Here is a 19,949-nt window from a genome sequence, read left to right as displayed (position 1 = left end):
CCATTAGCGGGAATTCCCCTGTTGCTTTATGATGATTTATTTACTTCTGAAACACTTAAACTATTCAACCGCTCCACTAAATCTTTTCCAAAGGTTGGGCTTCCGGCTGATTCTGATAAATCCGGGAGGATTGCTTCCCTTAAGGAATAGGCATTTGATCCATGTTCGGCAAAGTCCAAACCGGATATTTCCTCCTCTGAAGAGACACGGATGCCGGACAATTTCTTCAAGGCAAATGCAACTGCTCCGACTGTAATAAATGTCCAAACAATCACGGCAAGGACACCGATCGCCTGAGTTGCCAGCAGTGAACTCCCTCCGCCGTATAAAAGTCCATTCTGTGTATCGAATAAACCAACGGCAAGTGTGCCCCAAATTCCGCAAATCCCGTGTACGGAAGTAGCACCGACCGGATCATCAACTTTTAGTTTTGAATCAATGAGCCAAACCGCCTCAACCATGATCACCCCTGCAATCAGTCCGATCAAGACAGAACCTGTGAGGGAGACATTGGCACATCCGGCTGTGATCCCGACCAAACCTGCAAGTGCACCGTTCAGTGTCAAAGAAGGATCGATCCGCTGGAAGCGCAGTTTAGAGTAAAATGCCGATGAAAGCAGCGCGGCAGATGCAGCGAATAAGGTTGTAACCAGTACATGGGGCACTAATGAGGGATCTGCAGCAAGCGTGCTTCCCCCATTGAAGCCGAACCAGCCAAACCATAGAATGAATACGCCCAGCGCACCCATTGGAATATTGTGTCCAGGGATGGCATTGATTTTTCCGTCCTTATATTTTCCGATGCGCGGTCCGAGAAATAGGATGACGGCAAGCGATCCGACGGCACCTGTCAAGTGAACGACGGATGAACCGGCGAAATCGATGAATCCAAGTTTGGAAAGCCACCCGCCTCCCCAAACCCAATGGCCGATGATCGGATAAATCAATCCTGTCATAACGACGGTCACCAATAAATAGCTTGATAGTTTCATACGTTCCGCAACAGCACCTGAGATGATCGTGGCACAGGTAGCGGCAAATACCGTCTGAAACATGAAGAATCCCAGGTCGGTCCTGCCTGATAAAAGAAAACCATCAGTACCGAAGAGGCCATGGCTGGATTTCCCGAACATGAGGCCAAAGCCGATGCAATAATAAAGAATCGAGGCGATGGCGACAGTCAAGAAGTTTTTCATGAGGATGTTCAAGGTGTTCTTCGCACGTGTAAAGCCGGTTTCCACCATTGCAAAGCCTGCATGCATAAAAAATACTAAAATAGCGGACATCATCACCCAGACCATATCGATGGAAGTTTTCAATTCGGTTGTTGTGGGCTCTGCAGCCATTGCGACGCTGCTCGTTCCTAGGCTTAAACATAAAATTAGACTTGTTTTTTTAAACATTTCATAGCCTCCTGAAATTATAATATGGCTTCACTGCCTCGTTCACCGCTTCTGATTCGAATGACTTCCTCCACTGGGAAAATGAATATCTTCCCATCTCCTACCGTTGATGTTGAACAGGTTTCAAGTATGATGTCTACGATCGGATCTATTTTTTCATCTTCTACGATCATTTCAACCTTTACTTTGGGAACCAATTGTATTTCAAAAGAAGTCCCCCTGAATAACCCTTTTTTTCCTTTTTGCTTACCGCATCCTGCTGCCTCTGAGACGGTGAGGCCGCTAATGCCGAGCGAAGCCAATCCGTTCTTTAGGTGTTGGAATTGTTCTGGTCTAATAATAGCTTCTAATTTTTTCAAATCTGTTCCTCCTCCCTTAATTTCATGTTATGTTTTATGACATGAAGATTATTTATTCATAATAATATTCTGAAAAATATAAAAATTCAAGTGGAAAATTCAAAAAATTTAAATTTAATGTAAGGAAATGTAACATGGGGAAAAAAGGGGTGCCCCATTGGTGACAGGCACCAATGTGCACCCCTGCATAATGCCGAGAGTTTTTATTTGGCTTTTTCAGTATAGTTTGTTGCTATTCATCAAAAGGCTTACAATGTTGATTTGTAGGGGGGTCTCCCCGACCGCCCCTTGGAAATACAGCACCCTGCAGCGGAAATCAACATCAAATGGAGATTTTTAAAAAGCAGGTTAGAATCAATAATATTTAAGGACACTTTTTATTTTCAGGACACTTTATTCATAAAGGACATATTCATCCACGCTTTTGATTTCCAGCGTTTGAGCATCAGGAGCCCTCTCAGCCATTCGTCGGCAATGAAGGAGATCCAGATTCCTAGGAGACCAAGATGAAGCAAGATTCCGAGAAAATAAGAGATAGTGACGCTAACCCCCCACATGGATAAGATCCCCATGTACACCGGGAAGCGGACGTCGCCTGCTGCGCGGAGCGAATTGATGATCACGAGATTGAACGATCGTCCAGGTTCTAATAAGATCGTCAAGTAAATTAAAGTGGATCCCTCGGCAATTATCGCAGAATTTGTTGTGAATATCCCCAAGAGGGGCTTGGAAAAGATCGAAAGAATAATCGCCATTCCCAATGAAATGAATATTGCGATCTTCAAACTTTTTAAACATCGTTTATATGCCTCGCTGAATTGCTTTGCCCCTACATGCCGTCCGACGAGTATTTGCGTACCTTGACTGATGGCAACGCTGAACAGAAAGATGAACATCATTAAATTTTGTGCATATACCTTTGTCGTTAAAGCTTCCGTTCCGATCATCGTAATGAAGAACGTGATCATCATTTGGGAGGCATTATAGGATAATTCCTCTCCTGCCGATGGAATCCCGATAGTCAAAAGGTCTTTCATATGTGCAGAAGGGAGCTTTAAGATTTGGCGGAAAGGCATAGGGGTGGGCATCCTTTTCATTAGTACGATCATGATGACGATGAAACCAATCAATCTGCTTACGGTAGTTGAAATGGCAACCCCGGTTACACCTAAAACTGGGACACCGAATCCCCCGAAAATAAATAAATAGTTTCCGGCGATGTTTAAAATGTTCATTCCTATGGTGATATACATTGCATCTTTCGTATATCCGTAGCTGCGGAGGATCGCGCCGGCAGTCATGATCAAAGCTTGTATGAATGAGAAACCACCGACGATCCATAAATAGGATGAGCCATCCGCCATCAATTCGCCAGGTAAATCCATTAACATTAACAAATCTTTGTTAAAAATAAATAGAACACCGCTTAAGATGATTCCAAATGCAAGGTTGCCCGCCAATGACATTAAAGAGATTTCATTGGCTGTTTTCCAGTTGTCTGCTCCGATATTTTGGGCAATGAGGATAGCTGCCCCGGTGGCGACAAATCCAAACATGACGATGATAAGTGAAAGGATTTGGTTTGCCACCCCCACCGCTGCCACCGACTGATCAGAATATTGGCTGAGCATGAGGGTATCTGCATTTCCCATTAGCATATGCAGCATGATTTCGATGAATATCGGCCAAGTCAATGAAAACAATGTAAGATTTTTTCTGGTGTTATTCATTAAATGATCTCCCTTTTGATTAGGCTATGTTGAAATTTATTGTTGATTTTAGCCTGTTTCAAGCTGTTGATTGGAGTGCCAAGTCGTAGACTCCCGACCCACCCGCGGAAAGCGAAGACTTGCGTGGAAATCAACAGCGGTGTTTAACAGAGCCTTTGATTAAAGGTAGTACACTAAGGCTGTTCTTTGAAAAGTTGTTTTATTTTATTATGTTTTTGAAGAAAATCATCAATAAAGGAGTTGATTGGCGCGGAAGCTGCGATACTCCGGAGGGAATAGAGACCACCAGTGAAGCAAGGAGATGTAAGGCTGCTTTTCGATTAAGTTCGGCACCCCTCGAAGCTTTCCTTGTCCTGTGCCAACATCGAACGACCTCACATCCTGCAACGGATATCAACCTTGCACAACCTTTATTGAATAGCACAAACTTTTCGAAAAGAGCCCATACAAAAAGAGAAGCCTTAAATGGATAATACCCATTAAGACTTCAGGATAGACAGTTAAAATGAAAGGATGGCAAATCCTTTTGCCGGCAGCTCGATTGAAAAGCCGTCATCCTCACGCTCGATTTCGGTACCGCTCCAAATATCAGATATTGTTTCAGTGTCAATATCAAATGGAACCTTAAAGGAAGTAGCTGCATCATCCATATTTAAGATGATCAATAAGGTTTGTTTACCATTGGATTTCGTGTATGCAATGCATTTCTCATGATAGTCGGATGGGAGGAATGATAGATTTCCTCCATTGGCCAATAATCGCTCCTCTTTTCTTAAAGCGATGAGTCTTTGCAAGTGGGAAAAGATGTGTTTGTCTTGCTTGGATTCATCCCATTCCATGCATTTCCGACAGCCTGGATCCATACCGCCGGTCATACCGATTTCATCGCCGTAATAAATGCACGGGGTGCCGATGAAGGTGAGCATAAATGAATAAATTTGCTTCATTCGCTCAGTGTCACCGCCGCATTCAGTCAAAATCCTCGGCGTATCATGGCTGTCGAGTAAATTAAAAGCCGCTTCATTCACATTTTTGGGATACATATGAAGGACGCTGCTCATATTTTCGACGAATTCAGCGGGGGAGATGGCTTTCTTTGCCATCAAATTCAATACATTTGTCGTAAATGGGTAATTCATTACGGCATCGAATTGATCCCCGCGAAGCCAAGGCATGGAATCGTGCCAGATTTCGCCTAAAATATATAAATCAGGCTTGATTGCTTTAACCTCTTTTCTGAATTCCCTCCAAAAAGCATGATCGACTTCGTTTGCCACATCGAGGCGCCAGCCGTCAATATCAAACTCCCTGACCCAATATCTACCTACTTCAAGCAAATACTCTTTTACTTCAAGGTTTTCTGTATTCAGCTTTGGCATGAAAGGAGTAAATGCAAATGTATCGTAATTTGGAACAGGTTCAGTTTGAAGCGGGAACTCATGTATGTGGAACCAATCCTTATACTTTGAGTCTTGTCCATTTTCCAACACATCCTGGAAATGTGGAAAATAGTAGCCGCTATGATTGAAAACTGCATCCAGCATCACTTTGATGTCATTTTGATGGCAGATTTCCACCAATCTTTTGAACGTTTCCTTGTCCCCGAATTGCGGATCGATTTCCATATAGTCGATCGTGTCATATTTATGGTTGGAATGGGCCGTGAATATGGGGGTGAAATAGATTCCCGTTATTCCGAGCGTCTTCAAGTGATCGATATGCTGTATGACCCCTTCTAAATCGCCGCCAAAAAAGTTATCAGGACTGGGAGGGACGCTCCCCCAAGCCAATGTGTTTTCTGGATTGTTATCTGGATTTCCATTTGCGAAACGTTCTGGGAAGATCTGATACCAGACAGTATCCTTGACCCATTCAGGAGCCTGGAATACATCGATTGAATTCAAAAAAGGGAAGCAAAAGTAGAATGCTGTATCATTGATGGCTTCATCCGAAAATCCCTTTTCTCCTAAATATACTGCTTCCTTTCCATCCTGAAGGACAAATCCATATCGCAGCCTGCGATGAGGCGGACTTATTGCAATGAACCAATAGTCAAAGAGAGTGTCGCTCCCGCTGATCGACATTTCCTTGGTCTCGAATACCCATTCGCCGTCTTTCCAATTGTAAGGATCGCCAAACAATAGTTTGACAGAAGGGACATCATTTTTTTTGGTCCTTATACGGATATGTAATTCTTCTTCAGTGCAAGCGTATGCATAATTATCTTTGGGTCGATGGTAAATGGCTTCTCTCAACAAAGCATGTTCACTCCTTTAAAAGGTATGATTATAAACTAAAGGTTATTCCAACCCTCATGCAAAGTCAACGGAACATTGACAAAAATAAAGCGTTTTCTTTTATTGGGTAAAAAGTTATAAAAATATTTAAAATTTTAGTTGTCAAAATAAAAATAGGCGATATAATAATAGTAGATTGTGCAATCGTTTTCACTAAAAATGTAAGCGTTATCCTACTATTCTATCATCATTCTATTTTTTACAGAATGCGGTTGCACAATAAAAGAAAAGGTGAAAGCCTACATAAAACCAGGAGGGGTCTTGAATGAAGAAAGTTTTATCATTGGTATTGGCTCTTGTTCTCGTAATGGGTGTTTTGGCAGCTTGCGGTCCGAAGCGCGATACGGAAGCGACAGCAGATAAGCCAAAGGAAACAAAGAAAACAGAAGATGTGGCAAAGCCAGACAAACTGGTTGTTTGGGTCAATAATGAGGACAAACAAAAACAAGCGCTTCAAGATATTTTCGATAAGTATACTGAAAAAACAGGAATCAAAGTGGAAGCGGTTCCAATGGACATGCTTGACCAGGTTAAAACATTGGCACTTGATGGCCCGGCAGGAAAAGGCCCAGACTTATTCTTCCAGCCTCATGACCGCATTGGAAGCATCGTGCTTCAAGGATTGGCGGACCCAGTCGACCTTGGGGATGCTAAGAGTGATTACGTTGACACTGCAATCGACGCCGTAACTTATGATGGAAAGACATACGGAGCTCCGTTGGTTGTTGAGACTTATGGAACTTTCTACAATAAAGATCTAGTTGATAAAGCGCCTGAAACAATGGATGAATTGATGGAAATCGCAAAAAATCAAACTGATGCTTCTAAAGATAAGTATGGATTCTTGATGGAAGCAGCTAACTTCTATTTCTCTTACCCGTTCTTCGCAGCAAATGGAGGATACGTATTTAAAAAGGATAATGGCACTTATGATGTTAATGACATCGGATTGAACAATGACGGAGCCAAAAAGGGCGGAGAGCTGATCGGTTCTTGGTTCAAAAACGGCTACATTCCTGTAGAAGTAAATCCTGATATCATGAATGGTTTGTTCACAAAAGGAAACACAGCAGTCGTTATCACCGGTCCTTGGAATATCGCTACTTATAAAGATGCTTTGGGTGACAAGCTTGGAACTGCGACTCTTCCGAAAATCGATGGAAAAGTCCCACAATCATTCGTAGGTGTCAAGTCTTGGATGCTTTCTTCTTACTCTAAAAATAAAGAATGGGCAACAGACTTGATGAAATTCGTTACGAACCAAGAAAATTCATTGCATTACTTTGAGGTTGCAGGTGAAATGCCGGCAAACAAAGCTGCTTTGGAAGATGACAAAGTGAAAAGCGACAAGTTGATTGCAGCATTTGCTGAGCAAGTAAAATACGGTGAACCAATGCCATCCGCTCCAGAAATGCAGCAGGTTTGGGAGCCGATCAATAACGCGCTGTCATTCATAGCGAAAGGCCAGCCGGTTGATGAAGTATTGGATGAAGCAGTACAAACAATCAAGGACAATATTGCATCTTCTAAATAATTTTCATTAAATTTGGGGCTGACTCAGGCAACGAAGCCAGGCACCACTTAGGCCAAAACTTGTTTTTATGCCTGAGGCCGGCATGAATGCCGAGTCAGCTCCATTATTCTATCTTTGGGAGGATTTACGATGTCTTCACAAATAAATATGTCTACACAAAAGCCAGTGAACATCAATAGACATAATCCTGCATTAGCCATGATCCTTTCCATCCTGTTCGCAGGGCTTGGTCAGCTATATAATAAGCGCTTTGTAAAAGGGATTATTCTTATCATCGTTGAAGTTTCATTCATCCTGACGTTGGGGAATTTTATCAACTATGGTCTTTGGGGAATACGTACACTCGGCACCATTCCGGTTGTCGATCATTCCATTTTCCTTATGATCTATGGACTTATTTCCATCATTATCTTAGCCTTTGCCATCACGCTTTATATTTTTAATGTCATTGATGCAAAAAGAACGGCAGAAAAAATCAGAAGAGGGGCAAAAATCCCTGGTTTCAAAGAATCTCTTCGGAACACATGGGACAAAGGATTCCCATACATATTTGTAACACCTGGTTTGATCATGCTTCTTTTTATTGTTGTGCTGCCGATTCTCTTCACAGTGTCACTAGCCTTTACCAACTACAATTTGTATAACTCGCCGCCGCGGAAATTGCTTGATTGGGTTGGACTGGAAAATTTTCATAAACTTTTGACGATCGGTGTCTGGAAAGAAACATTTCTAAGTGTATTTACCTGGACGATTGTGTGGACAATTGTGGCGACTACACTTCAAATCGCTTTGGGTCTGTTTCTTGCTCTCTTAGTGAATGACCCCCGGATAAAATTCAAGAGACTTATCCGTACAGTATTAATTTTGCCATGGGCAGTGCCTGCGTTCGTCACGATTTTGATTTTTGCAGCTATGTTCAATGATAAATTCGGTACGATCAACCGTAATCTTCTCTCGATTTTTCATTTGAATATCGCTTGGCTCCAAGATCCGTTTTGGACAAAAATCGCATTGATCATGATTCAGACTTGGCTTGGCTTCCCGTTTGTTTTCGCCCTATTCACCGGCGTTCTCCAAAGTATTTCAAAAGATTGGTATGAAGCGGCTGATGTAGATGGAGGTTCGCGGCTGCAAAAGTTCAGATTCATTACGATGCCACATATTTTTTATGCAACGGCACCCCTGTTGATCATGCAGTATGCAGGAAATTTCAATAACTTCAATATCATCTATTTATTCAACCAAGGAGGACCTGCTGTACGCGGCCAGAATGGTGCAGGGGGAACCGACATCCTTATTTCATGGGTATACAACCTTACATTTAATATCAATCAATACAACATGGCTGCGGCTGTATCGATCATTTTAGGAATCATCGTCTGTGCCTTTGCCTTCTTCCAGTTCAGACGCACACGTTCCTTCAAAGAGGAGGGGAATATTTAATGACTGCAAAAACAAAGTCGAGAATAGAGGTAGCATCCATTTACCTATTCATCGCCGTAATGTTTATCGTAATTGCCTATCCGCTCCTTTGGACGGTCGGAATGTCCCTGAATCCAGGACAAAGCCTTTATTCGGCAAAATTGATTCCCGACAACTGGTCATTGGTACATTATAAATGGCTGCTGACAGATCCGCACAGCGATTACTTGCTGTGGTATAAAAACAGTCTCGTTGTGGCTGTCGCAAATTCCTTCTTTTCTGTCATGCTGACTGCCTTTGTTGCCTATGCATTTTCCAGATACAGATTCGTCGGAAGAAAATATGGTTTATATGCATTTCTTCTTCTGCAAATGTTTCCTTCATTAATGGCCATGGTAGCGATTTATGTCATGCTAAATATGTTAAACTTATTAAATACGCTGACTGGTCTGATCATTATTTATGTGGGGGGACAAATTCCATTTAATGCTTGGCTGGTAAAAGGGTATTTTGATACAATTCCACGTGAACTGGATGAAGCTGCGCGTATCGATGGAGCAGGCCATCTTGGAGTATTTTTCAAGATCATGCTGCCCCTTGCCAAGCCGATCCTTGGTGTGGTGGCGCTATTTAATTTCATGGCTCCATTCGTTGATTTTCTTTTGCCGCAAATCATCTTGCGCGATCCGGGGAAATTTACGCTGGCAGTCGGTTTGTTTCACTTTATCAACCAGCAGTTCGACAACAATTTCACACGATTTGCCGCTGGTTCGATTTTGATTGCGATTCCGATTGCCATAGCGTACTTATTCTCTCAACGATTCTTGATTTCAGGACTGACATCCGGTGGAACGAAGGGATAATATTTTGAACAGCAGGGAGGGGCAGTGATGAGAAAAAGGTGGTTGCCTATCTTTCTCATCCCATTCTTACTTTTTAATGGCTTTAACAGTGGTACAGCAAAAGCGGTTGAAAAAGAAGAACGCAATTGGCAGGACGAAACGATCTATTTCTTGATGGTCGATCGTTTCAATGACGGCGATACTTCAAATGACTTCGGTGTGAACATGAATGATCCAAAGGCCTATCAAGGCGGGGATTTTCAAGGGATCATCGATAAGTTGGATTATTTGAAGGATATGGGATTTACAGCAATATGGTTGACGCCTATTTTTGACAATGAAGATGGGGGATACCATGGTTACTGGACAAAAGATTTTTATAAACCTGACGAGCATTTTGGAACAATGGAAAAATTCAAAGAGCTTGTAAAAGAAGCGCACAAAAGAAACATGAAAATCATTTTGGATTTTGTCGCGAATCATGTTGGTCCGCACAGTCCTTGGCTGGATGATCCAACTAAGAAAGATTGGTTCCATGAGAAGAAGCCGATCTTGGGGAACGGACAAAAAAGCCTTGAAAATGGATGGATCTATGATTTGCCTGATTTGAACCAAGACAATCCAGAAGTGAAAAAATACTTGATTGATGCAGCAAAATGGTGGATCAAGGAGACGGATATCGATGGGTATCGGCTAGACACCGTCAAGCATGTTCCAATCAGTTTTTGGAAGGACTTTTCCAAAGAGGTTAAATCGGTCAAGAAAAATTTCTATTTGCTCGGTGAAGTCTGGTCGGATGATCCCAGGTACATAGAGAAGTACGAAAAGGCAGGGATCGACGGCTTCGTTGACTATCCATTGAATGGACCTCTGCGCCAGGCGTTCGCCAAACCGGATACTTCGCTTGATCGCTTATTTACGATGTGGGATATAAATAAGAATACTTATGACCATCCTGAACTTATGGGAAGTTTTTTAGATAATCACGATATGAAGCGATTTACCAGGGACATGGTCGAAGCGAAGCAATTCCCTGGCACGCGATGGCAGCTAGCATTAACATACCTTTATACGACACCAGAGATACCAATTGTCTATTATGGAACGGAAATCGCCATGGATGGCGGGAATGATCCCGATAATAGACGGTTCATGAATTTCCGGGCAAATAAGGACCTCATCGACTATATGACAAAAATCGGTGAACTCAGGCAGCAGCTGCCCGCTTTGAGAAGAGGAACCATGAAGTTGTTGTATGAAAAAGACGGAATGGCCGTTTTTAAACGGGAATACAAAAAAGAAACGATTGTTGTTGCAATTAACAACACGAGCAAAACACAAAAAATTGAAATTCCTGAAAAAGACCTGAAAGCCGATAAAGAGCTGAGAGGACTATTAAATAACGACCTAGTTAAAAGCAAGGACGGTAAATATACGATCATCATCGATCGGGAGAAATCCGAAATCTATGCATTGGCAGATAAAACGGGTCTTAATATTCCATTCATTTCAGCTTTGGCATTTGTGTATATCACCTTCATGGCATTTCTATACCTTGCCTGGAAACGCGGAAAAAAGAAAAATAAGAATAAAGAATGATAAGTTGTAGGTCAGGGGCGTTCTGCTCCTGAGGTATAACATGTAATGTAACCGCTTGCTAAAATCGCCGGCGGAAGAAGAAAAATCATGGCTTTTCACCGGATGCCAAGGGCTATTGTACAAAAATAGCACATGCATTGTGTTTAAGCTTTTGAAATAGAGGTGAAAAAAATGGCCGTAACCATCAAAGATGTCGCTAAGGCAGCAAATGTTGCACCATCAACCGTTTCACGCGTCATCGCGAACCACCCTAGAATTAGCGAACGGACAAAGAAAAAAGTCAGGGAAGCTATGGAAAACCTGGGCTACCATCCGAATTTCATAGCTCGGAGCTTGGCCAATCAATCCACCCAAGTGCTTGGACTGGTCATGCCGGGATCGACGGAAGTGTTTTTTCAAAATCCTTTTTTCCCTACTGTATTGAGAGGGCTAAGTGAAGGGGCAGACGAGAAACAGTATGCACTTCAGCTGACAACAGGCAAAACAGAGGAAGAGATATACAATGGTGTTGTCCAGATGGTGCAAGGGGGCAGGGTGGATGGCGTCGTCCTGCTATACTCAAAAGTGGAAGACCGCCTTTTAATGTATCTGAAGGAGAGAAACTTCCCATTTGTGATGATCGGGAAACCCTTTAAATATGTAGAAGAAATCACTCATGTAGACAATGACAACTTCAGGGCAACGAAAGAAGTTGCACAATATATGCTTGATTTAGGCCATGAAAGAATAGCTTTTATCGGGGGAGATCTCAATCTTGTTGTGACGGTTGAGCGGTTGCTTGGGTATGAAAAGGCGCTTCGTCAAGCGGGTATTCCGCTGCGGGATGATTATATCATCCATGAAGAATTTCTGCGCGAGGGCGGAAGGGAAGCCGTCAACGAACTGATGATGCTCAAGGAGCCGCCAACAGCTCTGATCGTCGTTGATGATCTCATGGCGCTCGGTGTATTGAATACGTTGGATGAAATGAATATCCGTGTTCCTGAAGACATCTCGATCATCAGTTTCAATAATGTCCTTATGACGGAAATGTCCAAACCGCCATTGACATCGGTGGACATCAATATATTTGACCTAGGCTTTCAAGCTGCAAAATCATTGATCCAGCGGATTGAAAATCCAAAGGAACCGATTAAACGTGTCATTGTTCCGCATGAAATCGTCAAAAGATGTTCATGCAGTGAAAGAAATGAATAGTTTCCAACAGCAATAACCCGCGCTATCAGAGTCGGGTTATTGCTGTTTTTTGGTTTGGTTATGATTGAAACAGGGGGATCGTGTTCCACATGGCGTGCATAGCGAACCTCCCTGTTTGCTGCCCGAATCGAGAGCGATGGGGCAAAAATGGTCATCAAAGAGGCCGTTTGCTGCCCGGCTCGAGAGCGATGGGGTGAGAATGGTCACCAAAGCGGCTGTTTGCTGCCCGGCCAGAGAGCGTTGGGGTAAAAACGGTCATCAAAGAGGCCGTTTGATGATCGAATCGAGAGCGATTGGGTGAAAATGGTCACCAAAGCGGCCGTTTGATGATCGAATCGAGAGCGTTGGGGGTAAAAACGGTCATCAAAGAGGCCGTTTGCTGCCCGGCTCGAGAGCGATGGGGTGAAAATGGTCACCAAAGCGGCCGTTTGCTGCCCGAATCGAGAGCGATGGGGTGAAAATGGTCACCAAAGCGGCTGTTTGCTGCCCGGCCAGAGAGCGATGGGCTAAAAACGGTCATCAAAGAGGCCGTTTGATGATCGAATCGAGAGCGATGGGGCAAAAATGGTCATCAAAGAGGCCGTTTGCTGCCCGGCTCGAGAGCGATGGGGTGAGAATGGTCACCAAAGCGGCTGTTTGCTGCCCGGCCAGAGAGCGTTGGGGTAAAAACGGTCATCAAAGAGGCCGTTTGATGATCGAATCGAGAGCGATTGGGTGAAAATGGTCACCAAAGCGGCCGTTTGATGATCGAATCGAGAGCGTTGGGGGTAAAAATGGTCATCAAAGAGGCCGTTTGCTGCCCGGCTCGAGAGCGATGGGGTGAAAATGGTCACCAAAGCGGCCGTTTGCTGCCCGAATCGAGAGCAATGGGGCAAAAATGGTCATCAAAGCGGCCGTTTGCTGCCCGGCCAGAGAGCGTTGGGGGTAAAAACGGTCATCAAAGAGGCCGTTTGCTGCCCGGCTCGAGAGCGATGGGGTGAAAATGGTCACCAAAGCGGCCGTTTGCTGCCCGAATCGAGAGCAATGGGGCAAAAATGGTCATCAAAGCGGCCGTTTGCTGCCCGGCCAGAGAGCGTTGGGGGTAAAAACGGTCATCAAAGAGGCCGTTTGCTGCCCGGCTCGAGAGCGATGGGGTGAAAATGGTCACCAAAGCGGTCGTTTGCTGCCCGGCTCGAGAGCGTTGGGGTAAAAACGGTCATCAAAGAGGCCGTTTGATGATCGAATCGAGAGCGATGGGGTGAAAATGGTCACCAAAGCGGCCGTTTGCTGCCCGGCTCGAGAGCGATGGGGTGAGAATGGTCACCAAAGCGGCCGTTTGATGATCGAATCGAGAGCGTTGGGGGTAAAAACGGTCATCAAAGAGGAATTTGATAATCCAAAAGAGACCTCTGAATCAAATTTGCCCTTAACCTCTCAATGCTTCATTCCAAGGAAAATTTGAACTACAATTTTCCTTTCTTTTCATCTCTGTCAAGGTGTCTCCGCTATTCTTGTTGTCCAGCTCCGGCACCCTATCGCCTAGAAAACTTCCCTCCCCTCGTCTACGATAAGTCATCATCAAAAGGCTGTCGCCTTTTGTGTTTCCTTTATCTCACTCGGGTCAGTCCAGTTTTTATGGCGATGGACAGGGTGTCTCCGCTATTCTTGTTGTCCAGCTCCGGCACCCTATCGCCTAGAAAACTTCCCTCCCCTCGTCTACGATAAGTCATCATCAAAAGGCTGTCGCCTTTTGTGTTTCCTTTATCTCACTCGGGTCAGTCCAGTTTTTATGGCGATGGACAGGGTGTCTCCGCTATTCTTGTTGTCCAGCTCCGGCACCCTATCGCCTAGAAAACTTCCCTCCCCTCGTCTACGATAAGTCATCATCAAAAGGCTGTCGCCTTTTGTGTTTCCTTTATCTCACTCGGGTCAGTCCAGTTTTTATGGCGATGGACAGGGTGCCTCCGCTATTCTTGTTGTCCAGCTCCGGCACCCTATCGCCTAGAAAACTTCCCTCCCCTCGTCTACGATAAGTCATCATCAAAAGGCTGTCGCCTTTTGTGTTTCCTTTATCTCACTCGGGTCAGTCCAGTTTTTATGGCGATGGACAGGGTGCCTCCGCTATTCTTGTTGTCCAGCTCCGGCACCCTATCGCCTAGAAAACTTCCCTCCCCTCGTCTACGATAAGTCAACATCAAAAGGCTGTCGCCTTTTGTGTTTCCTTTATCTCACTCGGGTCAGTCCAGTTTTTATGGCGATGGACAGGGTGCCTCCGCTATTCTTGTTGTCCAGCTCCGCCGGCTAGAGACTGTGAGATTTCCCTCATCACGCTTACGATAAATCAACATCAAAAGGCTGTCGCCTTTTGTGTTTCCTTTATCTCGAGGTGCTTCAGTCCAATCTCTTCGTCTCTAACAAGCCGTCTCCGCTTTTCTATTACCCATTGACGATGGTGCCTCCGTTTATGTGGATCATTTGTCCTGTGACGTATTGTGAGTCGTTTGAGGCCAGATAAACATAGGCCGGGGCCAATTCAAACGGTTGTCCTGCCCTTCCCAGCGGTGTGTTTGCACCGAATTGTGAAACTTTGTCTGCTGTAAATGTGGAAGGAATGAGCGGGGTCCAGATAGGTCCTGGTGCTACTCCGTTCACCCTGATGCCCTGTGAAGCAAGGGACATCGCCAAAGACCTTGTGAATGCCACGATGGCTCCTTTGGTTGATGAATAGTCGATAAGCTGGTCATTGCCGTGATAAGCGGTTACTGAGGCGGTGTTGACAATGGCATCACCTTTTTTCATATGAGGAAGCACGGCTTTTGTCATATGGAAAAAGGAGAAGATATTTGTACGGAATGTTTTTTCCAGCTGTGATGTACTGATGTCCAATATGCTTTTTTGCGGATGCTGTTCGGCTGCATTATTGACTAAAATGTCGATTTTTCCATAATGCTCATGGATTTTGTTCACCACATCCTTGCAATATGTTTCACTCCCGATATCCCCTGAGAATAGCAGGCATTGGCAGCCATCTTGCTTGATCAAGTCAGCTGTCTTTTGTGCATCATCGTGCTCATCCAAATAAATGATGGCAATATCGGCGCCTTCCTTTGCAAAGTAAATTGCGACCGAGCGTCCGATTCCGCTGTCGCCGCCTGTAATGATTGCGACTTTACCGGCAAGTTTGCCGCTGCCTTTATAGGCTGGGTCGATTGATTGGGGGTTAGGATTCATTTGTGATTCGATTCCCGGCTGTACATTTTGGTGTTGTGGTGGAAACGTTTGTTTTTGCTCATTTGAATTCACGTTGAACACTCCTATCGGTTTGGTGAATGATTATTATGTTTTACCCTGGACATGCTCGGATATGTTTAGGTTCTGCTATTTTTCAAAAATTAGTAAAAATTGAATGGTTACTTCGCCTTATACCCTAATATGTTTACTGGATCCTTTGGGGAAGAATAGGGCGGCGCATAAGCAAGCTCGAGATCTTGAAGCTGATCGACTGTCAAATTTCCTTTCATCGCTGTCGCAAGCACGTCGATCCGTTTATCCACACCATCTGTTCCGACAGCCTGGGCTCCAAATATCTGTCTGGATTCAGGTCCATAATGGACTTTCATCATTAAATGTCCGGGTTTTGGATAATAGCTTGCATGCGATGTAGATTCGATGGCAGTGGTATTGAAGGGTTTGTTCATCTTTTTTAGACTCGTTTTGTTATGCCCGATCATGGCAGCGGTCAGATCGAAAATCTTGATGATGGCTGTACCAAATGTCCCTGAATACGCTATATTCTCTCCATTAATGTGGTTGGCAATAATGAAGGCTTGCCTATGTGCAGGCCATGCAAGTGGTACTTGCTTTGGCATTTGAAAGATTGGGTCCCAAGTTTCCACGACATCACCGAGTGCATAAATGGATGGATCATTCGTCTGCATGTATTCATTCACAAGGATGCCGTTTGTCGCTTCTCCGATTTCGAGTCCTGCATCTATTGCCAGCTGATTATTGGGAGTGATTCCAAGTGCAAGAATAATCATGTCGGCAGCAATTTCCCTGCCGCTTTTGCACCTCAATGTACGACCATCGCTATCTATAGAGATGACATCCTCATTCACGAACAGCGATACACCTTTTTTCTTTAGCTCATCCTGAATGACTTCTGCCAGATCTGCGTCCATGATCCCCATTACATGTTCGGACCGTTCGATGATGCTGACATCAAGGCCACTTATAGTCAGGTTTTCCGCCATTTCCATCCCGATGAATCCTCCTCCGATGATAGCTGCGTTCTTTGGTGAGGTGTTCTCCATATAATCGATGATGGTGTCCATATCGTGTATGGATTTTACAGTGAAGGCATTTTGGGAGGGCAGGCCGCTTATATCAGGAATTCGCGGCGATGCACCTGGAGACATGATGAGTATGTCATAATCCAAGCTCTCAATTTTACCGGAAGGAATGTGTTTGTATGTAATTTTTTTTTCGTTTCGATTAATCTTGGTTGCTTCACTCGCTGTTCGAATGTCGCAGTCATATTTTTGTGCAAACTCTGATGTTTCCTTTAGAATCTTTTCGCGTTTTTCTACGACGCCTCCAATGAAGTAGGGAATCCCGCAATTCGAGTAGGAAATATGATTGCCTTTTTCAACTATCGTAATTTTAATGTTTGAATCCAATCTTCTCAGCTGTGCAGCTGCAGTGGCTCCGCCGGCAACACCGCCGATGATTACCGCATGTTTTGTCATTGAATATACCTCCAATAAAAAACGAATGGGTTATACTATACCCATTCGTTTTGAAAAGTAGCCATATTATCGATAATTTATGAATTGAACATCAATCGGCAGATCGGCATTCCGTATCGCGGCGATGATGCCCTGCAAGTCGTCACGGCTTTTGCCTGTTACTCGAATTTGATCATCCTGAGTCTGTGTTTTTACTTTTAGGCCTGAATTCTTGATGATGGCATTAATTTTTTTGGCATTATCTTTATCGATTCCCTGTACAAGCTTTGCCCGCTGGCGGACGGTTCCGCCAAATGCATTTTCTGCTTTCCCATACTCAAGGTTCTTGACAGGTACATCCCGCTTAATTAATTTGCTGAGTAAAACATCCTTTAATTGGCCCAGCTTAAATTCGTCATCAGAAAGGAGCACGAGCTCATCTTTCTCCAGTTTGATATCACTTTTGCTGCCTTTGAAATCATAGCGGTTCTGGATTTCCTTCAATGCAATGTTGACCGCATTGGTTACTTCAGCCATATCCACTTTTGAAACAATATCGAATGAACTTTCTTTAGCCATTTTATCCCTCCGGAAACATATTTCTTTGTTCAATTATAGATAAACTGAGGGGAGGTTACAACTGCTCGAAATGAAAAAGGATATAAAAAAGCCTGAAACGATTCCCGGCGACAGGGAGTTGTTTCAGGCATAAAAACGAATTACAAATGGTCTGTTTTTTTAGAGTATTGATGTTTTCCTTTTTGGCGGTTCTTTTCCCGTTCCATATTCTTTTCATGAAGCAAAGCGTTATTGTCCTTTGCTTTTTTATCGTTATCTGAAGTGTGCGGCACAACATTCATTCCTTTCAATGCAAGATATAGGATTATTGTTGCCGCAAGCCATAAAGTTTATGTCAAGATTTTGTTTGATTCAAGAAGAAAAGGGCAATCGTTCCCGGACCTGAGTGGGAACCGACCGCTGCTCCAATCATGGATATATAGACATCTTTAACATTCAGTTCAGAAAAGATCATATCCTTCACCTGCTGGGCAGCTTCTTCATCATCACCGTGGCTGATTCCAATAATCTGGTCTTCAAAATCACTTCCACGTTCTTTCATTAATTCCAGCATGCGCTTGAATAGTTTTTTTCTTCCCCTGATCTTTTCTAATGGTACAAGCTTGCCATCCTCGACGTGCAAGAGCGGTTTAATGTTTAACAGGCCGCCTATGAATGCCGAAGCTTTGGATACCCTTCCGCCTCGGGCCAGAAATTCTAAATCTTCCACCGTAAACAAGTGCTCCATATGTTGACAAAAAAAACGGATATCGTTTAAAATATCTTCTCTTGAACCATTGTTCTTGATGGCTTTAGCAGCTTCCATTACAACTAAACCATATCCCAACGAGGCGCATTTGGAATCGATGATCGTTAAATCAAGATTTGGGAAATCTTCCATGACCTGATCATGGACCATCATCGCTGTCTGGTATGTACCTGAAAGCTCTGAAGAAAAAGCAATATAGATGCCGGGTTGTTTATTTTCGGCAAGCTCTCTGAAGATGGTTTGCATTACTTGGGGGGATGCCTGAGACGTCTTTGGCATTTTTCCTTCACGCACATGGTTATAAAGCTGTTCAGGGCTGATGGAAAGAAGGTCGTCATATTCTTTGGAATCAATCTCCACCCTTAATGGAATAAGCGTTGCATTATTTTCTTCAAAAAAGGATAAAGGTAAATCGCATGCGCTATCCGCTAATAATTGTATGGCCATTTCATTCACCTTTCGACTTGGAATTTATGTATTAAGTTTAGCTATTTTATCACGGATTGACAATAAGTGTGTTACATAACATGGAAAATGGTTAAAAGTATAGGTAAGTATTACTGAATTATTAAGCGATATTATTTGTTTTACTTGTTATAATTTGAATTGGTGCAGAAGGAATCCCGTAATTAACATTGAATGTGATTTAGCAAATGAGGAGGATGCATATGACGAGGGATGTAATTTGGCAGGAAACGAAGAAGTTAATCATTGTCGTAGTCGGTGCATTATTGAATGCAATTGCCATGAATCATTTTTTGATTCCGGCAAAGGTTTATGCGAGCGGTTTTACAGGGGTGGCCCAATTATTATCCAATATTTTGACTGAATATACACCTTTGAACGTTTCCACAGGTATTTTATTATTTCTTTTGAACGTCCCCGTAACGATTTTGGGATGGAGGAAAATAGGCAAGGCTTTCACTTTATATAGTTTTGTGTCTGTTACATGTATGACCTTTTTTCTTGAACTCATTCCTATTGAAAAGCATTCCCCGGATATATTGTTGAATGCTGTATTTGGTGGGGTGATCGCAGCTGTAGGCGTAGGGATCACATTGAAATGGGGGGCTTCAACAGGAGGGTTGGACATTGTGGCAATGATCCTTTCCAGAATGAAGGATAGGCCCGTCGGTACATACTTTTTCACTTTGAATGCTGTCATCATCATAACTGCAGGCGCCCTGTACGGATCAGAAAAAGCATTGTATACACTCGTCACATTATATGCCTCAACAAGGGTGATCGATGCGATCCATACCCGCCATGAAAAACTGACAGCTATGATCATCACGAAAAAGGCCGATGAATTAAAGACGGCGATCCATGATAAAATGGTGAGGGGAATTACGAGGGTGCCAGCCAAAGGTGCTTTTAAAGGGGAAGACAAAGAGATGCTCATCATCGTCATCACACGGTATGAGCTTTACAATCTCGAACAAGTCATTAAGGAAGTCGATCCCAATGCCTTTACCAATATCGTCGAAACTGCAGGGATATTCGGTTTTTTCAGGAAAGAATGATATAAAAAAA

General features: G+C 43.5%; 22 protein-coding genes. 12 read left to right on the top strand and 10 right to left on the bottom strand.

Annotated features, from left to right (window positions below):
- Positions 1 to 26: 26 nt before the first annotated feature.
- From D9X91_RS03510 to D9X91_RS03495, 5 genes are all read right to left on the bottom strand, one after another.
- Entirely contained in the window at positions 27 to 1,403 is a 1,377-nt protein-coding gene (locus D9X91_RS03510; RefSeq protein ID WP_121679181.1) for an ammonium transporter, read from the bottom strand.
- Between the two features lie 17 nt (positions 1,404 to 1,420).
- Positions 1,421 to 1,762 (bottom strand): P-II family nitrogen regulator, encoded by a 342-nt coding sequence (locus tag D9X91_RS03505; protein WP_121679180.1) that lies wholly within the window; start codon positions 1,760 to 1,762, stop codon positions 1,421 to 1,423.
- 383 nt (positions 1,763 to 2,145) lie between these two features.
- A complete protein-coding gene (locus tag D9X91_RS03500) occupies positions 2,146 to 3,492 on the bottom strand; it encodes an MATE family efflux transporter (protein WP_121679179.1) in 1,347 nt (448 codons plus the stop codon).
- 228 nt (positions 3,493 to 3,720) lie between these two features.
- The gene (locus D9X91_RS22425) at positions 3,721 to 3,879 is read right to left on the bottom strand and encodes a hypothetical protein (RefSeq protein WP_158598225.1); all 159 of its coding nucleotides are present in this window, start codon (positions 3,877 to 3,879) and stop codon (positions 3,721 to 3,723) included.
- A gap of 113 nt (positions 3,880 to 3,992) precedes the next feature.
- Complete coding sequence (locus tag D9X91_RS03495) at positions 3,993 to 5,750, bottom strand: alpha-glycosidase (protein WP_121679178.1); 1,758 nt, start codon at positions 5,748 to 5,750, stop codon at positions 3,993 to 3,995.
- Positions 5,751 to 6,054: 304 nt separating this feature from the next.
- On the opposite strand from D9X91_RS03495, the gene D9X91_RS03490 reads away from it, so the two are divergent.
- From D9X91_RS03490 to D9X91_RS03455, 11 genes are all read left to right on the top strand, one after another.
- Positions 6,055 to 7,323, top strand: a complete 1,269-nt coding sequence (locus D9X91_RS03490; RefSeq protein ID WP_121679177.1) for a sugar ABC transporter substrate-binding protein — start codon at positions 6,055 to 6,057, stop codon at positions 7,321 to 7,323.
- Positions 7,324 to 7,452: 129 nt separating this feature from the next.
- Positions 7,453 to 8,766: a carbohydrate ABC transporter permease gene (locus tag D9X91_RS03485; protein WP_325050494.1), complete on the top strand. Its 1,314-nt coding sequence runs from the start codon at positions 7,453 to 7,455 to the stop codon at positions 8,764 to 8,766.
- Positions 8,766 to 9,608 carry a sugar ABC transporter permease gene (locus tag D9X91_RS03480; RefSeq protein ID WP_121679176.1) on the top strand — a complete coding sequence of 281 codons (843 nt, stop codon included), beginning with the start codon at positions 8,766 to 8,768 and terminating at the stop codon, positions 9,606 to 9,608. The genes D9X91_RS03485 and D9X91_RS03480 overlap by 1 nt, the downstream gene beginning before the upstream one ends.
- A 27-nt stretch (positions 9,609 to 9,635) precedes the next feature.
- Complete coding sequence (locus D9X91_RS03475) at positions 9,636 to 11,186, top strand: alpha-amylase family glycosyl hydrolase (protein ID WP_121679175.1); 1,551 nt, start codon at positions 9,636 to 9,638, stop codon at positions 11,184 to 11,186.
- A gap of 171 nt (positions 11,187 to 11,357) precedes the next feature.
- Positions 11,358 to 12,383: a LacI family DNA-binding transcriptional regulator gene (locus tag D9X91_RS03470; protein WP_121679174.1), complete on the top strand. Its 1,026-nt coding sequence runs from the start codon at positions 11,358 to 11,360 to the stop codon at positions 12,381 to 12,383.
- Between the two features lie 64 nt (positions 12,384 to 12,447).
- A complete protein-coding gene (locus D9X91_RS22315; RefSeq protein WP_148709045.1) occupies positions 12,448 to 12,684 on the top strand; it encodes a hypothetical protein in 237 nt (78 codons plus the stop codon).
- 25 nt (positions 12,685 to 12,709) lie between these two features.
- Positions 12,710 to 12,841 (top strand): hypothetical protein, encoded by a 132-nt coding sequence (locus D9X91_RS22985; RefSeq protein WP_267900797.1) that lies wholly within the window; start codon positions 12,710 to 12,712, stop codon positions 12,839 to 12,841.
- A gap of 2 nt (positions 12,842 to 12,843) precedes the next feature.
- The gene (locus D9X91_RS03465) at positions 12,844 to 13,101 is read left to right on the top strand and encodes a hypothetical protein (protein ID WP_121679173.1); all 258 of its coding nucleotides are present in this window, start codon (positions 12,844 to 12,846) and stop codon (positions 13,099 to 13,101) included.
- 55 nt (positions 13,102 to 13,156) lie between these two features.
- Entirely contained in the window at positions 13,157 to 13,363 is a 207-nt protein-coding gene (locus D9X91_RS22310) for a hypothetical protein (protein WP_148709044.1), read from the top strand.
- 2 nt (positions 13,364 to 13,365) lie between these two features.
- On the top strand, positions 13,366 to 13,572 hold the full coding sequence (locus D9X91_RS22305) for a hypothetical protein (RefSeq protein ID WP_148709043.1): 207 nt from the start codon (positions 13,366 to 13,368) through the stop codon (positions 13,570 to 13,572).
- 54 nt (positions 13,573 to 13,626) lie between these two features.
- Positions 13,627 to 13,824, top strand: coding sequence for a hypothetical protein (locus D9X91_RS03455; RefSeq protein ID WP_121679171.1), 198 nt, complete (start codon positions 13,627 to 13,629; stop codon positions 13,822 to 13,824).
- 974 nt (positions 13,825 to 14,798) lie between these two features.
- Here D9X91_RS03455 and D9X91_RS03450 read toward each other — a convergent pair.
- The 5 genes from D9X91_RS03450 to D9X91_RS03430 all read right to left on the bottom strand — a co-directional run bounded on the left by D9X91_RS03450 (position 14,799) and on the right by D9X91_RS03430 (position 18,863).
- A complete protein-coding gene (locus D9X91_RS03450; RefSeq protein WP_121679170.1) occupies positions 14,799 to 15,665 on the bottom strand; it encodes an SDR family oxidoreductase in 867 nt (288 codons plus the stop codon).
- Between the two features lie 107 nt (positions 15,666 to 15,772).
- On the bottom strand, positions 15,773 to 17,110 hold the full coding sequence (locus D9X91_RS03445; RefSeq protein WP_121679169.1) for a CoA-disulfide reductase: 1,338 nt from the start codon (positions 17,108 to 17,110) through the stop codon (positions 15,773 to 15,775).
- Positions 17,111 to 17,176: 66 nt separating this feature from the next.
- Positions 17,177 to 17,668 (bottom strand): YajQ family cyclic di-GMP-binding protein, encoded by a 492-nt coding sequence (locus D9X91_RS03440; RefSeq protein ID WP_121679168.1) that lies wholly within the window; start codon positions 17,666 to 17,668, stop codon positions 17,177 to 17,179.
- 140 nt (positions 17,669 to 17,808) lie between these two features.
- Positions 17,809 to 17,940, bottom strand: a complete 132-nt coding sequence (locus tag D9X91_RS03435) for a DUF3941 domain-containing protein (RefSeq protein WP_121679167.1) — start codon at positions 17,938 to 17,940, stop codon at positions 17,809 to 17,811.
- A 62-nt stretch (positions 17,941 to 18,002) separates the two neighbouring features.
- Positions 18,003 to 18,863: a DegV family protein gene (locus tag D9X91_RS03430; protein WP_121679166.1), complete on the bottom strand. Its 861-nt coding sequence runs from the start codon at positions 18,861 to 18,863 to the stop codon at positions 18,003 to 18,005.
- Between the two features lie 221 nt (positions 18,864 to 19,084).
- On the opposite strand from D9X91_RS03430, the gene D9X91_RS03425 reads away from it, so the two are divergent.
- On the top strand, positions 19,085 to 19,939 hold the full coding sequence (locus D9X91_RS03425) for a YitT family protein (protein ID WP_407644170.1): 855 nt from the start codon (positions 19,085 to 19,087) through the stop codon (positions 19,937 to 19,939).
- Positions 19,940 to 19,949: the final 10 nt, after the last annotated feature.

This window comes from Falsibacillus albus, from assembly GCF_003668575.1.
In the GTDB taxonomy this organism is placed as follows: domain Bacteria; phylum Bacillota; class Bacilli; order Bacillales; family DSM-25281; genus Falsibacillus; species Falsibacillus albus.
The sequence above is the reverse complement of the archived record's forward strand: the minus strand, read 5'-3'. Positions and strand labels throughout refer to the sequence as shown.

What these genes read in the sequence shown, in the direction of transcription:
- D9X91_RS03510 (WP_121679181.1), bottom strand. Translation starts at nt 1,403, where the DNA reads ATGTTTAAAAAAACAAGTCTAATTTTATGTTTAAGCCTAGGAACGAGC.
- D9X91_RS03500 (WP_121679179.1), bottom strand. Translation starts at nt 3,492, where the DNA reads ATGAATAACACCAGAAAAAATCTTACATTGTTTTCATTGACTTGGCCG.
- D9X91_RS03490 (WP_121679177.1), top strand. Translation starts at nt 6,055, where the DNA reads ATGAAGAAAGTTTTATCATTGGTATTGGCTCTTGTTCTCGTAATGGGT.
- D9X91_RS03485 (WP_325050494.1), top strand. Translation starts at nt 7,453, where the DNA reads ATGTCTTCACAAATAAATATGTCTACACAAAAGCCAGTGAACATCAAT.
- D9X91_RS03480 (WP_121679176.1), top strand. Translation starts at nt 8,766, where the DNA reads ATGACTGCAAAAACAAAGTCGAGAATAGAGGTAGCATCCATTTACCTA.
- D9X91_RS03475 (WP_121679175.1), top strand. Translation starts at nt 9,636, where the DNA reads ATGAGAAAAAGGTGGTTGCCTATCTTTCTCATCCCATTCTTACTTTTT.
- D9X91_RS03470 (WP_121679174.1), top strand. Translation starts at nt 11,358, where the DNA reads ATGGCCGTAACCATCAAAGATGTCGCTAAGGCAGCAAATGTTGCACCA.
- D9X91_RS22985 (WP_267900797.1), top strand. Translation starts at nt 12,710, where the DNA reads ATGATCGAATCGAGAGCGTTGGGGGTAAAAACGGTCATCAAAGAGGCC.
- D9X91_RS03465 (WP_121679173.1), top strand. Translation starts at nt 12,844, where the DNA reads ATGGTCACCAAAGCGGCTGTTTGCTGCCCGGCCAGAGAGCGATGGGCT.
- D9X91_RS22310 (WP_148709044.1), top strand. Translation starts at nt 13,157, where the DNA reads ATGGTCATCAAAGAGGCCGTTTGCTGCCCGGCTCGAGAGCGATGGGGT.
- D9X91_RS22305 (WP_148709043.1), top strand. Translation starts at nt 13,366, where the DNA reads ATGGTCACCAAAGCGGCCGTTTGCTGCCCGAATCGAGAGCAATGGGGC.
- D9X91_RS03455 (WP_121679171.1), top strand. Translation starts at nt 13,627, where the DNA reads ATGGTCACCAAAGCGGCCGTTTGCTGCCCGGCTCGAGAGCGATGGGGT.
- D9X91_RS03445 (WP_121679169.1), bottom strand. Translation starts at nt 17,110, where the DNA reads ATGACAAAACATGCGGTAATCATCGGCGGTGTTGCCGGCGGAGCCACT.
- D9X91_RS03440 (WP_121679168.1), bottom strand. Translation starts at nt 17,668, where the DNA reads ATGGCTAAAGAAAGTTCATTCGATATTGTTTCAAAAGTGGATATGGCT.
- D9X91_RS03430 (WP_121679166.1), bottom strand. Translation starts at nt 18,863, where the DNA reads ATGGCCATACAATTATTAGCGGATAGCGCATGCGATTTACCTTTATCC.
- D9X91_RS03425 (WP_407644170.1), top strand. Translation starts at nt 19,085, where the DNA reads ATGACGAGGGATGTAATTTGGCAGGAAACGAAGAAGTTAATCATTGTC.